Raw genomic sequence first — 13,737 nt, forward strand, 5'->3', positions numbered from 1 at the left:
ACTAACAGGTGGCTCATGACGGGGTTTGAGTGAAGATGATATCGCGTAACTCAATGACATGCGCAGTCGCCATTCTGGCAGGGCTTGCACTCACCGCGTGCAATAGCTCAGAATCCCCGATTGGCGTTACCAAATCTGATCTGACAACGGCCCAAGGTAGCCAGACAGCGCCTGCACCAGGAACACCAGCACCACCGGGCGCACCAGCAGGGGCTACACCAAACGCACCCGCCAGTGGCACAGTCACTGCATCTGGAACGACTCAGGCCGCTACACCAACCGCGCCTGGCACGCTTCGCACGGCAAAATTGCGATTTGCACCTATCGTGGGTGCGCCGATTGCAGCTGCTACACCACTGTCGCAGCGGCTGTCAGCGCTCGCAAAGGAAAAGGGCATCACGCTTGGCACGGCTGCCGATACAGATAATACCCATATTATGAAAGGCTACTTCTCTGCCCTCCCCGACGGCAATCAGACGACGATCATCTATGTATGGGATGTGCTTGATCCCGCGGGGACGCGCCTTCACCGCATCCAGGGCCAGGAAAAGGTTCCAGGAGGCGGTGCTGATCCGTGGAGCTCAGTCCCGCCCAAGACCATGGAAGGGATTGCTGACAAGGCAATACAAGGCTATCTGTCATGGGTATCCGGCGCCAAGACGTGACATATTTACGCGTTTTGCGCGATATTCCCGTTGAATTGTGCATGAATCTTGCTTGCGCGCTTGCAATGTGCGTCAAGCACAGTAAAAGGCCCGCCATATCCTTTACTTGGCTGACGCTCTGAAAAAGACGTGAGGAAAATACGGCATGAAACTCTTCGCGGGCAATTCCAATCGTGTTCTCGCCGAATCTGTCGCCAAATATCTCAACATTCCACTCGGAAAGGCCAGCGTTCGGCGCTTCGCTGACCAGGAGATTTTTGTCGAAATTCAAGAGAATGTCCGCGGCGAAGACGTCTTCGTGATGCAATCGACATCATTCCCAGCGAATGATCATTTGATGGAATTGCTCATCATGATCGATGCGTTCCGCAGGTCATCGGCAAAACGCATCACAGCCGTGCTTCCCTATTTTGGCTATGCGCGCCAAGACCGCAAACCTGGTCCGCGCACACCTATTTCTGCCAAGCTGGTTGCAAATCTGATCACTGAAGCCGGCGCGAACCGCGTCCTCACCCTCGACCTGCACGCTGGCCAGATCCAGGGCTTTTTCGATATTCCGACCGACAATCTCTATGCCGTTCCGGTCATCGCGCGTGATGTCCGCGCTCATTACGGCACTTCAAACGTCATGGTCGTTTCGCCCGATGTTGGCGGTGTCGTTCGTGCCCGCTCGCTGGCAAAGCGCATCGACGCCCAACTCGCCATTGTCGACAAGCGCCGCGATCGCCCGGGCGAGTCGGAAGTCATGAATGTCATCGGCGATGTTCGCGGCAAGGACTGCCTGCTGTTCGACGACATCGTCGATTCCGGCGGCACTCTGTGCAACGCCGCCGAGGCCCTGCTGGCGAAAGGCGCCACAAGTGTGACTGCCTATATCACACATGGCGTCCTGTCTGGAGGCGCCGTCGCCCGTATCGGCGGCTCCAAGCTCAAGGAACTGGTTATCACCGACTCCATACAGCCAACCCCAGCGATCGAAGCCGCGCACAATATCCGCGTGCTGTCGATTTCCGATCTGATCGGCGAAGCGGTCTCGCGCACGGCATCGGAAGAATCCGTCTCCAGTCTGTTCGACTAAACAATCTGCAGCAATATTGCAGACAATGGCGCGCTGGCTTCGGGTGAAGCAACTTGCGCAATGGCCGTCTTTCCGTTATAGAGCCGCCATCCGCGTAGACACCCTTGGAGGCAACGCGGGATGGGGCGGTCATAATGGGCCGCTTCATGTTTTTTGGACAGCCGACCATCGGCCTCAAAGAACACTCCAGATTTGAACCTCGAAAGGAAATGCCATGAGCGAAGCATACGAGCTCAAGGCCGAGGCGCGCGAACGGGTCGGTAAGGGGTCCGCCCGGGAAATTCGCCGCAACGGTAAAGTGCCAGCAGTCATCTATGGTGACAAGCAGGCGCCAATCTCGATTACCCTCGATTACAAGACGCTGTACTACAAGATTCACGGCGGCGGTTTCAAGACGACGATTGCCAACATCCTTCTCGATGGCAAGTCGATTCAGGTCCTTCCGAAGGACTTCCAGCTTGATCCTGTCAGTGACAAGCCAGTACACGTTGATTTCCTGCGCGTATCGGCCAAGTCGGTCGTCAACGTGCATGTACCGATCCACTTCCACAATGAAGACGCAGCACCCGGCATCAAGCGCGGCGGTGTTCTCAATATCGTTCGTCACGATGTTGAGCTTCATGCTCCAGCAAACGCCATTCCGGACGCGATCGATATCGATCTGACCGGCTTGCAGATCGGTGACTCGATTCACATTTCCGCTGTGACCCTGCCAAAGGGTGTCACGACGGTCATTCAGGATCGCGATTTCACCATCGCCACCATCGTTGGCCACGCCGCTGAAGTAGAAGAAGTCACTGAAGCTGCTGCGGAAACCACCGAAACCGAAGAAAAAGAAGGCGAGTAATCGTCTCTCTGACTATTGGGAGCTAGGCGCGTGCTGCTTATCGCAGGTCTTGGCAATCCGGGCTCCCAATATGCTGCAAACCGGCACAATATCGGTTTCATGGCGGCGGATGAGATACACCGCCGCCATAATTTTTCGCCTTGGACCAATAAGTTCCAGGCACTTGTCGCCGACGGTATGATCGACGGCGAAAAGACCATCCTGATCAAGCCCCAGACCTTCATGAACCTGTCAGGCCAAGCCGTCGGCGAAGCCTTGCGCTTCTACAAACTGGATCTTGGCGACCTGGTTGTCATCTATGACGAACTCGACTTGCCCTCAGGCAAGGTACGCGTGAAAACAGGCGGGGGTGCAGGTGGTCACAACGGTATCAAGTCGATCGATGCGCACTGCGGTAAGGAATATCGCCGCGTACGGCTCGGTATTGGCCACCCTGGTGTCAAGGAAATGGTTTCGAGATCATGTCCTCGGTAATTTTGCCAAAGCCGACCGCGAGTGGCTGGACCCGCTGCTCGACGCGATTGCTGTCAATGCCGGGCTTCTCGTCAAGAAGGACGATTCCAGTTTCATGAATCGCATGGCCCTGGCTGTGGGCAATAGCGCCAAGACGACGACTGAAACGGTCGAAAAGCCTGTTGCAAAATCCGCCGGTCAAAGCCATATCCGGCAAGCGCGCAGCCAAAAGCCTGCCGTCAACATTCCAAAATCCGGCCCGATGGCCGACATGCTGAACAAACTCTTCGGTAAGAAAGAATAAGGATCGCACATTATGGGTTTCAAATGCGGCATCGTTGGCTTGCCAAATGTTGGTAAATCGACGCTTTTTAACGCCCTGACCAGAACCGCCGCCGCCCAAGCTGCGAACTATCCGTTCTGCACGATCGAGCCGAATACGGGCGAAGTCGCCGTGCCCGATCCGCGCCTGCAGGCGATCGCAAAGATCGGCAAGTCTGCCAACATCGTTCCTACCCGCATCAGCTTCGTCGATATCGCCGGCCTGGTACGCGGCGCCTCGAAGGGCGAAGGCCTCGGCAATCAGTTCCTCGCAAATATCCGCGAAGTCGACGCGATCGTCCATGTCCTGCGCTGCTTCGAGGACGATGATATCACCCATGTGGAAGGTCGAATTGATCCTGTGTCGGATGCCGAGACAGTCGAAACCGAATTGATGCTATCTGACCTCGAAAGCCTCGAACGCCGCATCGTCCAGTTCCGCAAGCGCGCCAGCAGCAAGGACAAGGAAGCGCTGACCGTGCTGCCCGTCATGGAACAGGCACTTGGGCTGCTTCAGGACGGGCAGCCAGTCCGGTTCATGCTGAACGGCATTGCCGCCGAAGACCTTGCCATCCTGCAATCGCTTAATCTTCTGACATCCAAGCCAGTGCTCTATGTCTGCAATGTCGCGGAGGGCGATGCAGCGACCGGCAATCAATATACCGAAGCAGTGGACGAAATGGCGACTGGCCAGGGCGCTGAAACCGTAACGATATCAGCAGCGATCGAAGCGGAAGTAGCTCAACTGCCGGATGAGGAAGCCAAGGAATATCTGGAGGCGATGAATCTTGATGAGCCGGGTCTCGACCGGTTGATCCGCGCCGGCTACAAGCTGTTGCACCTGATCACCTATTTCACTGTGGGACCGAAGGAAGCACGCGCATGGACTGTCGAGCGTGGATCCAAAGCACCGCAGGCTGCCGGGGTCATCCACACGGATTTCGAGCGCGGATTCATTCGCGCGCAAACGATCGCCTACCATGATTATGTCAAGCTCGGCGGCGAAGTGGCCGCAAAGGAAGCTGGCAAGGCGCGCGATGAAGGCAAGGAGTATATCGTCCAGGATGGCGACATCATGCTGTTCAGGTTCAATACATAGGGTCTCGGCACGATATGAGCGAGCATTCCCCCAAATATGCCTATGAGGATTTCATCGTCGGCAGCGAATGGCCGCTGGGTTCCAAAATCGTAACGGCAGAGGAAATCATTGATTTCGCCAGCCAGTTCGACCCGCAGCCGTTCCATCTCGATGAGGCCGCTGGTAAGGCGAGCATTCTCGGTGGGCTTGCTGCATCCGGCTGGCACACGGCTTCGATGTTCATGCGCATGCTGTGCGCGCGCATATCTGTTGGATTCTACATCGCAAGGCGCACCGGGGATCGACTACGTCAAATGGAAGCAGCCGGTTCTAGCTGGTGATACGCTGACCGGAAAGACGACCGTTCTCGACCGGCGCCTGTCAAAGTCGAAGCCGTCGCTCGGGTTCGTCAAGCTGTACCATGCAGTCTTCAATCAGAACGATATACTCGTCTGCGAACTGGAGCACACCGCCATGTTTTCACTGCGGGAGCCGATCGCATCATGAGTCGCGAGATCGACAAATTCATCGGCGTTGAGCGGGATCTCGGTACATACACATTCTCGGCCGAGGAGATCGTCGCCTTCGCCAAGAAATATGATCCACAGCGCTTTCACGTCGACGCTGATGCGGCAAAAAACAGCAACTTTGGGTCCCTCTGCGCCTCGGGCTGGCACACCACAGCTGTCTGGATGCGTTTGAATGTCGAAGACATGAAGACCCAGGTTCAATCAGCAATTCAGCGCGGCGAGCAACCGCCGCAATTTGGCCCATCCCCAGGATTCGAAAACCTCAAATGGCTGAAGCCGGTTTACGCCGGCGACACAATCCGATTCACTCGAACATTGAATGGTATGCGAGCGCTCCAGTCGCGCCCTGGCTGGTGGATGATGCAGATGTCCTCCGCAGCCTATAATCAGAAGGGCGACAAGGTTCTGGAATTCGACAGTGCTGCGCTGATTGCCCTGCCATAAGTCAATGGCCCTCGAAAGCGATCAGCGTACGCACATTCACGCCAAGTGCTTCAAGCTTTTTGCGACCGCCCAGGTCCGGTAGATCAATGATGAAGCAGGCGCTGACAATATCGGCGCCCATCTGCTGCAGAAGCTTCACAGCGCCCTCAGCAGTCCCGCCCGTCGCGATGAGATCATCGACCAGAATAACCTTGTCTCCAGGTACGATTGCATCCCGGTGCATCTCCATCTCATCCACGCCGTATTCAAGACTGTAGGCGATGCTAACCGTATCGTGCGGTAGCTTCCCCTTCTTGCGTATGGGAACGAACCCCGACGAGAGCTGGTGTGCCATTGCTCCACCAATAATGAAACCCCGGGCCTCGATGCCGGCCACCTTGGCCACTTTGCCGCCGGCGTAGGGATGCACAAGTTCATCTACCGCGCGGCGAAAGGCGCGCGCATTGCCGAGCAGCGTTGTGATGTCTCGGAACATCACCCCGGGCTTGGGATAATCGGGTATGTTGCGGATGGCATCGACCAGCGTTTGCTTCAATGTGGAATCCATCTGATCGCTCCTTCGTGCCAATGACAGATTCTCGCTATCTAGCGTTCCTGTCTCTCAAAAGAAAAGGGCGCCGAGCGCCCCTTCCAAATTCCGAGTTTGATCAGAGCTCAATGCTCAACGTCAGCCCAGATCCGGCGCTTGGCCACGTAAACCAATCCCGCAAACAGAACGAGGAAGATCATGACGCGGAAACCGGTCTTCTTGCGTTCTTCCAGATGAGGCTCGGCCGCCCACATCAAAAACGCCGAGATATCCTGGGAATACTGAGCCAGCGTCTGGGGAGAACCATCATCATAGGTTACCTGGCCGTCCTGCAAAGGCTGAGCCATCGCAAGCGACTTGGCGGCAATGAAGTATGGGTTGTAGTGCGTACCTTCGGGTATCTGCATACCCTCCGGCGGCGTTTCGCCGAAACCGGTCAGCAGCGCATGGATATAATCCGGACCACCTTCCTGGTACTGCGTGAAGATGTCGGCGAGGAAAAGTGGGAAGCCACGCTCGACTGCGCGCGCCTTGGCGATGAGTGAAAAGTCTGGCGGAACAGCACCGCCATTGGCTGCTGCGGCGGCCTGCGCATTAGGATAGGGCGACGGAAAATGGTCGGCCGGGATGGCTTTGCGATTGACGATTTCGCCATCCGCATTGGGCGCATCCGGCACTTCATATTCCGCGGCAAATGCCTTTACCTGTGCTTCGGTGTAACCAAGCTCTTCGAGAGAACGGAATGGCACCAAATTCATCGAATGACAGGCGGAGCACACTTCCTTGTAGATCTTCAGACCGCGCTGCAGTTGCTGCTTGTCGTAGTGACCGAATGGACCGGCGAAGGTCCAGTCCAGTTCGGCTGGCTTCTTGATCGGAAAATGCGTCGGTTCGGCCGCATTGTGAGCTTCTTCGGCGGCGTAAGCACCACCGAAAGCCAACATTGTACCAAGACCGGCAGCTGCGAGACCGAGGAGGATTTTTTTCATGGGGAAGTCCTTTGAGCCCTTCACGATTCTCAGCCTTTGGTTTCCGGAGCAGCGGCAATACCTGCCGGCTGACCACCGCTCTTGTTTTTCGCAAGCACCGCCTCGGTGATCGAATTCGGCAATCGACGTGGTGTCTCGATCAGACCGAGCAACGGCATGAGGACGACGAAGAACCCGAAGTAATATGCCGTCCCTACCTGCGAGAAGAGCGTGTAGAGGCCTTCGGCCGGACGCGATCCGAGCCAGCCAAGCATGATGGCGTTGGCTACGAATACCCAGAAGAACAGCTTGTACCACGGGCGGTAAACCGCTGACCGGACCTTTGATGTATCGAGCCAGGGCACGATGAACAGGATAGCGATCGAACCGAACATGATCAGGACGCCGCCGAGCTTGGAGTTGATCGGCCCGATGTTGAAGGTGATGGCGCGCAGCATGGCGTAGAACGGCAGGAAGTACCATTCTGGAACGATGTGCGCTGGAGTCTTCAAAGAGTCAGCCTGAATGTAGTTGTCCGGATGCCCCATGTAGTTCGGTAGATAGAATACGAAATAGGCGAAGAGGATGAAGAACAGCACCAGTCCAAACGCATCCTTCACGGTCGCATAAGGGGTGAAGGCGACTGTATCGGTCTTCGATTTCACTTCGATACCTGTCGGATTGGTCTGGCCGGTCACGTGCAATGCCCAGACGTGCAGGACAACGACGCCTGCGATCATGAAGGGCAGCAGGTAATGAAGCGAGAAGAAACGGTTGAGCGTCGGATTATCCACGGCAAAGCCACCAAGCAGCAGTTGCTGGATCGGATCTCCAATGATCGGAAATGCCGTGAAGAAACCAGTAATAACGGTGGCGCCCCAGAAGGACATCTGCCCCCATGGCAGAACATAGCCCATGAAGGCGGTCGCCATCATCAGGAGCAGGATGATCACACCGAGAATCCAGAGCAGTTCGCGGGGCGCCTTGTACGAACCGTAATAAAGGCCGCGGAAGATATGCACATAAACGGCGAGGAAGAACATCGAAGCGCCGTTGGAATGCAGATAGCGCAGCAGCCATCCGGAGTTCACGTCGCGCATGATCTTTTCAACGGATGTAAATGCAAGGCCCGTATCGGCAGCATAATGCATCGCCAGGACGACACCGGTGAGAATCTGCGAAACCAGCATAAGTGCCAGAATGCCACCGAATGCATAGGCATAGTTCAGATTGCGCGGAACTGGATACGCAACGAATGAATCGTACATCAGACGTGGCAACGGCAGCCGCGCGTCAATCCACTTTTCGATACCAGTGTTCGGCGTATAGGATGAATGTCCACCGCTCATGTCGTGTCTCCCCGTGGAACCTTAGCCGATCTTGATGACGGTATCGGAAATGAATGAAAGTGGCGGGATAGGCAGATTCTCGGGCGCTGGCCCTTTGCGAACGCGACCGGCCGTATCGTAGTGCGAACCATGACAAGGGCAGAACCAGCCACCAAAATCACCCTGCTGACCAAGGGGGATACAGCCAAGATGGGTGCAGACACCCACCATCACCAACCAGTTTTCCTTGTCCTTGGAAGCGGTACGATCAGCATCTGTGGCCTGGGCATCCGTTGGCAGATTGGCATTGCGCGCAATCGGATCTTTCAGCTGGCTCAGCTCGACAGCCTTGGCTTCCTCGACTTCCTTGGGCGTGCGATTGCGAATGAAAATCGGCTTGCCGCGCCACTTGACCGTCAGGGACATACCCGGCTGAACAGCCGAAACATCAACTTCGATAGACGAGACTGCCAGCGTAGATGCGTCCGGTCTCATTTGATCAATGAAGGGCCAAGCAAAGGCACCTGCACCGACCACACCGGCCATACCTGTCGCAATATAGAGGAAGTCACGCCGTGTCGGCTCGGTCGTATCGTGTGCGCTCACGGGGCCTGTTCCTTTCCGAATAACAACGCAGCGGGAGAATCCACTATGTCAGCATAATAGAAGACAGGCCCAAGAAAATGAGCCCCGTGGAATCCCCAGCATATTGCGTGGTTTCTAAGCATGTCCCTTCGGCTTGTCCAGCCTGACAGGGCCACAAGGGCAGGATGTCGCAGGGATAGGCAGCCGTATCACTCATGACCAATAAATCCACCGGATTGCCGCGCCCAAAGACCCGCATAGATGCCATTGGCAGCAATAAGCTGATCATGCGTCCCGCTTTCGACAATCCGGCCCTGATCCATTACTACCAGCCGGTCGAGTGCCGCAATGGTCGATAGGCGGTGTGCAATGGCGATGACTGTCTTGCCGTGCATCAGACGGTAGAGGCTATCCTGAATTGCAGCCTCCACTTCCGAGATCGAGCGCCGATGTCGCTTCGTCCAGAATCAGGATCGGCGCATCCTTCAGCATCACTCGAGCGATGGCGATGCGCTGACGCTGGCCACCCGAAAGTTTGACGCCGCGTTCACCGACATGCGCGTCAAAGCCTGTTCGTCCCTTTGGATCACTCAGACCATCAATGAACGCATCGGCCTGCGCATTGACGACGGCCTGCCGCATCATTTCGTCCGAGGCGTCCGGTCGCCCATAGAGTATGTTGTCCCGCACCGAGCGATGCAGCAGTGACGTGTCCTGCGTTACCATACCGATATGGGCGCGGAGCGAATCCTGGGTGACGATTGAGATATCCTGGCCATCGACAAGGATACGGCCGCCTTCGAGATCGTAGAACCTGAGCAGCAGATTAACGAGCGTTGACTTGCCGGCACCCGAACGCCCCACAAGGCCGATCTTCTCGCCAGGACGGATATTCAGAGAAAGATCCTCGATAACGTTCCTGGAACTGTCATAGTGAAAACGCACGCTCTCAAACCTGATTGCCCCATGCGTGACGACAAGTTCTGAAGCATCGGGGCTGTCTAAGACGCTAACGGGCTTTGCCAAGAGCTCCATGGAATTCTGGATCGTACCGAAGTTTCGCAGAAGCCCATTCAGATTGGCCATCATGCGAGTCAAAAGCATGCTCAGACGCAGGACAAGGCCGAGCGTAAAGGCCACCTCACCCGAGGAAATTTCCCCGGCCAGCCAAAGATCAATGGAAAGAGATGCAACGGCACAGATCATCACACCGCTCGTTGCAGCGAGCGAAATCCGAATGCCGCTCAAACCGCGCGTCAGCGCCATGATCGCAGCGAGCCAGCGGTCCATCCCCCGCCGCATGTAGGCATCGTCGCGCTGCGTTGTTCCGAACAGCTTCAGCGTCTGGATATTGCTGTAGCCATCGACGAGACGCCCCATGACGAGAGAACTCGTTTCGGCAGTTTCCCTCGCGGCCCGGCGCACCCGCGGCAGGAAGTAGCGTGCGGTGAATCCAAAGACGACCAGCCATAGTCCAACGACCGAAGCCAGGCGCCAGTCAAGTCTGCCAATCAAAAACAGCGTTGTCGCGCAGTAGACCAGACTGAACCATACAGCCTGCAGCAGCGTAACCATGAAATCGCCAAGCGCCTGACCAGCCGCCCAGACCTTAGTCACTATGCGGCCGGAAAAATCATTCTGGAAGAACGAAAGGCTCTGGCGGTAGACAACACTGTGCGCCTGCCAGCGCACGAGATTGTTGAAGCCCGGTACAATGGCCTGCTCCTCGACGAGCGCTGCAAGCGAAAGAACAAGCGTCCGCCCGATAAATACCGCCAGAAGCATGAGGAGAAGCGCGACACCATGCCCGTCGATCAGACCCTGCCAGCCTTGCGCACGATCAGCTGATGACAGAATGTCGATCACTTTTCCGACAAACCAGAACAGACCGGCCTCGAAGAGCGCGATCAGGCCGCCGCAGACAAGCATGGCGAGAAATACGTATTTTTCCTGCCTGACGTAAAACCACATGAAAGCCAGTGACTGGTTTGGCACTCGATCGGCCGGCGGGTTTGCGTAAGGATCGATCCAGCTCTCGAACAGGCGGAAAAGACGTGTCATTCAACCCACATCAATGTTGGAATCTCCTGTGGCTTTGATGAAGTATGCACCGCTTTGAAACGCATCGACGGCCAGCGAAACACCTTTGAGCGAGTCCCGCTGGCCGTCAAATTAAACTTGAGTAAGTTTGCAGTATTGAACTCTGATTACTCGGCTGCTTCCTGATCGTCGAGACCAAGGAAGCCCCCCGACTGCCTTGCCCACAGGCCGGCGTAGATGCCATTAGCTGCAATAAGCTCCTCGTGACTGCCGCTTTCGACAATCCTGCCCTTGTCCATCACCACCAGCCGGTCGAGCGCCGCAATGGTCGACAGGCGATGTGCGATCGCGATCACGGTTTTCCCCTGCATGAGCCGATAGAGGTTGTCCTGGATCGCTGCTTCCACTTCGGAGTCGAGCGCGGAGGTTGCTTCGTCCATGATCAGGATCGGTGCATCTTTCAGCATGACCCGCGCTATGGCGATACGCTGGCGCTGACCACCGGAAAGTTTGACACCTCGTTCACCGACATGGGCATCGAAACCACGCCTGCCCTTCGGATCGTTCGCCGCTTCGATAAATCCGTCGGCCTGCGCATTCCTTACGGCCTGATACATCAGTTCGTCGGATGCATCGGGCCGGCCGTAGAGAATGTTATCCCGGATCGAACGATGCAGCAGCGAGGTGTCCTGTGTGATCATACCGATGTGTTCCCGCAGTGAGTCCTGTTTGACCTGCGAAATATCCTGGCCATCGATACGTATATGTCCGCTTTCGAGGTCGTAGAACCGCAACAACAGATTGACCAGTGTCGATTTGCCGGCGCCCGATTTGCCCACGAGCCCAATCTTTTCGCCGGGCCGAATGTCTAGCGACAGGCGGTCAATGACACCTGCGCCCTTGCCGTAATGAAAGCCGATCGCATCGAAAGTGATGGCGCCAGCGCTCACGATCAGTTCTGGAGCATCGGGAACGTCCGTCACAAGACGGGGCAGTGAGATCGAGGTTATGCCGTCCTCAACTGTGCCGATATTCTCGAACAATGCCGACATTTCCCACATAATCCATTGCGACATACCATTGAGACGAAGCACCAGTCCAATTCCGACAGCCACCGCACCAACGGAGATCGCCGAGCCGAGCCACAACCAGATGGCAATGCCGCTAACCGAGAACAGCAACAGGCAGTTTATCGCATAGAGGCCCACATGGAATGCTGTCACCATACGCATCTGGGTATAGGCGGTACTCAAGAAATCCTGCATGCCCTCGCGGGCATAGCCTTCCTCGCGCTTGGAATGGGAAAAGAGTTTGACGGTGGCGATATTGGTATAGCTGTCGACAATCCGCCCGGTCATTGTCGATCGCGCATCCGCCTGCTTTTTGGAGACCACCTGTAGTTTTGGGATGAAATACCACATCAGGCTGACATAGGCCGCCAGCCATACCAGAAAGGGCATCATGAGCCGCCAATCAGCCGCGGCGGCAATGATCAGGGTTCCGCTGAAATAGACGATAACGTAGTTGAGAACGTCGAGCAGCTTCATCACCGTCTCGCGCACCGCGAGGGACGTCTGCATCAATTTGGTGGAAATGCGGCCCGCAAATTCATCCTGGAAAAAAGTCATCGACTGGCGAACAAGATAGCGATGCACCATCCAGCGGATACGCATCGGATAATTGCCGAGCAAAGTCTGATGGATGACCAGCGAATCGACGAGAACGACCCCCCGGCATTACGACAAGTACGACACCCGCAATCAATGCGAGCTTCCACCCTTCATCAGCAAGAAATGTTTCGCGTGAGTGGTTCGAGAGCCAATCGACAATACCGCCCAGGAACCCGTACATCGACACTTCGAGAACAGCGATGAGAGATGTGCAGACAGCCATAACAGCAATCCACGGCCAGACACCCTTGGTATAGTGCAGGCAAAAGGCCACCAAGCTCTTGGGTGGCTCGCCAGGCTCAGCAGACGGGAATGGCTCAAGCCTCTCTTCAAACCAGCGAAACATCATCGAACCTCATGTGGGGCATATCGTGATCATGGTTGCAGACCGCAAAATCGGCTTGCTGAAGTTTGGTCAAGACGAACATGGAACAGAACCTGCAAACGTGAGAACAAACGATTGCGGCTTGTGTCAGGAGATGAGAGAAACTACGCGAGAATAGTAGACACAGAACCACCAACGGCACCGGAGACCATCCGGTTTGGAAGAAGTCGGGAATATTCTGGCATCGACACCTCCAAAGTTAGCGTTGCGGTACGTCCCCTATACCTATTATGAACGCAAAAGGCGAGACCCCAATCTCATACGTTCAACCTTCCGCAGCGAAGGTGTTGCGAACGGAGCACGCGATATTGACCGAAGCACCACCTGACTTGCGCATTGCGCTCTACCAGCCCGATATTCCCGGCAATACAGGCACTATCCTGCGCATGGCTGCATGTTTTGGTATCGCGGTCGACATCATTGAGCCTGCAGGATTCGACCTTTCGGACCGCTCATTGAAGCGGGCCGGGATGGACTATCTCGAACAGGCCGCTCTCACGCGCCATGCCGACTGGACCCATTTCCAGCAATGGAGGCTGACTGAAAAACGCCGTCTGCTCCTGTTTTCGACGAAAGCGGCCGAGCCCTACACGCAATTCAGATTTCATCCCGGAGACATTCTGCTGCTAGGTCGCGAATCGGCGGGCGTGCCGGATGAGGTGCATCAGACTGCGGATGCAAGGCTGATCATCCCGATGGTCCCAGGCGCGCGTTCCTTGAATATCGCCCTTTCGGCGGCCATTGCTGCTGGAGAAGCGCTCCGGCAGTTCCAACTCTGAAAAGCAAGTCCGCCGGGCATTTCTGACCGGCGGACTT

General features: G+C 56.0%; 10 protein-coding genes and 4 pseudogenes. 8 read left to right on the forward strand and 6 right to left on the reverse strand.

The genetic code is table 11. The features are described 5' to 3' along the window. Nucleotides 1–35 precede the first annotated feature (35 nt). The 7 genes and pseudogenes from N8E89_RS02730 to N8E89_RS02760 all read left to right on the forward strand — a co-directional run bounded on the left by N8E89_RS02730 (nt 36) and on the right by N8E89_RS02760 (nt 5,416). Nucleotides 36–665 (forward strand): hypothetical protein, encoded by a 630-nt coding sequence (locus tag N8E89_RS02730; RefSeq protein ID WP_106664024.1) that lies wholly within the window; start codon nt 36–38, stop codon nt 663–665. Between the two features lie 145 nt (nt 666–810). Beyond that, nucleotides 811–1,743 carry a ribose-phosphate pyrophosphokinase gene (locus N8E89_RS02735; RefSeq protein ID WP_099998201.1) on the forward strand — a complete coding sequence of 311 codons (933 nt, stop codon included), beginning with the start codon at nt 811–813 and terminating at the stop codon, nt 1,741–1,743. 214 nt (nt 1,744–1,957) lie between these two features. Beyond that, nucleotides 1,958–2,590, forward strand: a complete 633-nt coding sequence (locus N8E89_RS02740) for a 50S ribosomal protein L25/general stress protein Ctc (protein WP_106664025.1) — start codon at nt 1,958–1,960, stop codon at nt 2,588–2,590. A 30-nt stretch (nt 2,591–2,620) separates the two neighbouring features. Then, nucleotides 2,621–3,347, forward strand: a pseudogene (gene pth / locus N8E89_RS02745) (aminoacyl-tRNA hydrolase). 12 nt (nt 3,348–3,359) lie between these two features. Then, the gene (gene ychF, locus N8E89_RS02750) at nt 3,360–4,463 is read left to right on the forward strand and encodes a redox-regulated ATPase YchF (RefSeq protein ID WP_262261077.1); all 1,104 of its coding nucleotides are present in this window, start codon (nt 3,360–3,362) and stop codon (nt 4,461–4,463) included. Between the two features lie 14 nt (nt 4,464–4,477). Then, nucleotides 4,478–4,949: pseudogene (locus N8E89_RS02755) on the forward strand (MaoC family dehydratase). Beyond that, on the forward strand, nt 4,946–5,416 hold the full coding sequence (locus N8E89_RS02760; RefSeq protein WP_113172141.1) for a MaoC family dehydratase: 471 nt from the start codon (nt 4,946–4,948) through the stop codon (nt 5,414–5,416). The pseudogene N8E89_RS02755 and the gene N8E89_RS02760 overlap by 4 nt, the downstream one beginning before the upstream one ends. A 1-nt stretch (nt 5,417) precedes the next feature. Here the strand turns inward: N8E89_RS02760 and N8E89_RS02765 are convergent, their stop codons facing one another. From N8E89_RS02765 to N8E89_RS02790, 6 genes and pseudogenes are all read right to left on the reverse strand, one after another. After that, nucleotides 5,418–5,963: an adenine phosphoribosyltransferase gene (locus N8E89_RS02765; protein ID WP_113172140.1), complete on the reverse strand. Its 546-nt coding sequence runs from the start codon at nt 5,961–5,963 to the stop codon at nt 5,418–5,420. A gap of 107 nt (nt 5,964–6,070) precedes the next feature. Further along, the gene (locus N8E89_RS02770; RefSeq protein WP_113172139.1) at nt 6,071–6,934 is read right to left on the reverse strand and encodes a cytochrome c1; all 864 of its coding nucleotides are present in this window, start codon (nt 6,932–6,934) and stop codon (nt 6,071–6,073) included. Nucleotides 6,935–6,963: 29 nt separating this feature from the next. Beyond that, nucleotides 6,964–8,262, reverse strand: a complete 1,299-nt coding sequence (locus N8E89_RS02775) for a cytochrome b (RefSeq protein WP_106664032.1) — start codon at nt 8,260–8,262, stop codon at nt 6,964–6,966. A gap of 21 nt (nt 8,263–8,283) precedes the next feature. Then, nucleotides 8,284–8,787 carry a ubiquinol-cytochrome c reductase iron-sulfur subunit gene (gene petA, locus N8E89_RS02780; RefSeq protein ID WP_410010353.1) on the reverse strand — a complete coding sequence of 168 codons (504 nt, stop codon included), beginning with the start codon at nt 8,785–8,787 and terminating at the stop codon, nt 8,284–8,286. Nucleotides 8,788–9,035: 248 nt separating this feature from the next. Further along, nucleotides 9,036–10,887 (reverse strand): annotated as a pseudogene (locus tag N8E89_RS02785) (ABC transporter ATP-binding protein). Nucleotides 10,888–11,033: 146 nt separating this feature from the next. Then, nucleotides 11,034–12,882: pseudogene (locus N8E89_RS02790) on the reverse strand (ABC transporter ATP-binding protein). 347 nt (nt 12,883–13,229) lie between these two features. Between N8E89_RS02790 and N8E89_RS02795 the strand changes: the two are divergent. Next, nucleotides 13,230–13,700 (forward strand): tRNA (cytidine(34)-2'-O)-methyltransferase, encoded by a 471-nt coding sequence (locus tag N8E89_RS02795; RefSeq protein WP_245448734.1) that lies wholly within the window; start codon nt 13,230–13,232, stop codon nt 13,698–13,700. The last annotated feature ends 37 nt before the right edge of the window (nt 13,701–13,737 follow it).

The sequence above is a fragment of the Phyllobacterium sp. A18/5-2 genome (assembly GCF_025452215.1).
Taxonomy (GTDB): Bacteria; Pseudomonadota; Alphaproteobacteria; order Rhizobiales; family Rhizobiaceae; genus Phyllobacterium; species Phyllobacterium sophorae.

Coding starts and splice junctions, on each gene's coding strand:
- N8E89_RS02730 (WP_106664024.1), top strand. CDS start 36: ATGATATCGCGTAACTCAATGACATGCGCAGTCGCCATTCTGGCAGGG.
- N8E89_RS02735 (WP_099998201.1), top strand. CDS start 811: ATGAAACTCTTCGCGGGCAATTCCAATCGTGTTCTCGCCGAATCTGTC.
- N8E89_RS02740 (WP_106664025.1), top strand. CDS start 1,958: ATGAGCGAAGCATACGAGCTCAAGGCCGAGGCGCGCGAACGGGTCGGT.
- ychF (WP_262261077.1), top strand. CDS start 3,360: ATGGGTTTCAAATGCGGCATCGTTGGCTTGCCAAATGTTGGTAAATCG.
- N8E89_RS02760 (WP_113172141.1), top strand. CDS start 4,946: ATGAGTCGCGAGATCGACAAATTCATCGGCGTTGAGCGGGATCTCGGT.
- N8E89_RS02765 (WP_113172140.1), bottom strand. CDS start 5,963: ATGGATTCCACATTGAAGCAAACGCTGGTCGATGCCATCCGCAACATA.
- N8E89_RS02770 (WP_113172139.1), bottom strand. CDS start 6,934: ATGAAAAAAATCCTCCTCGGTCTCGCAGCTGCCGGTCTTGGTACAATG.
- N8E89_RS02775 (WP_106664032.1), bottom strand. CDS start 8,262: ATGAGCGGTGGACATTCATCCTATACGCCGAACACTGGTATCGAAAAG.
- petA (WP_410010353.1), bottom strand. CDS start 8,787: ATGGCCGGTGTGGTCGGTGCAGGTGCCTTTGCTTGGCCCTTCATTGAT.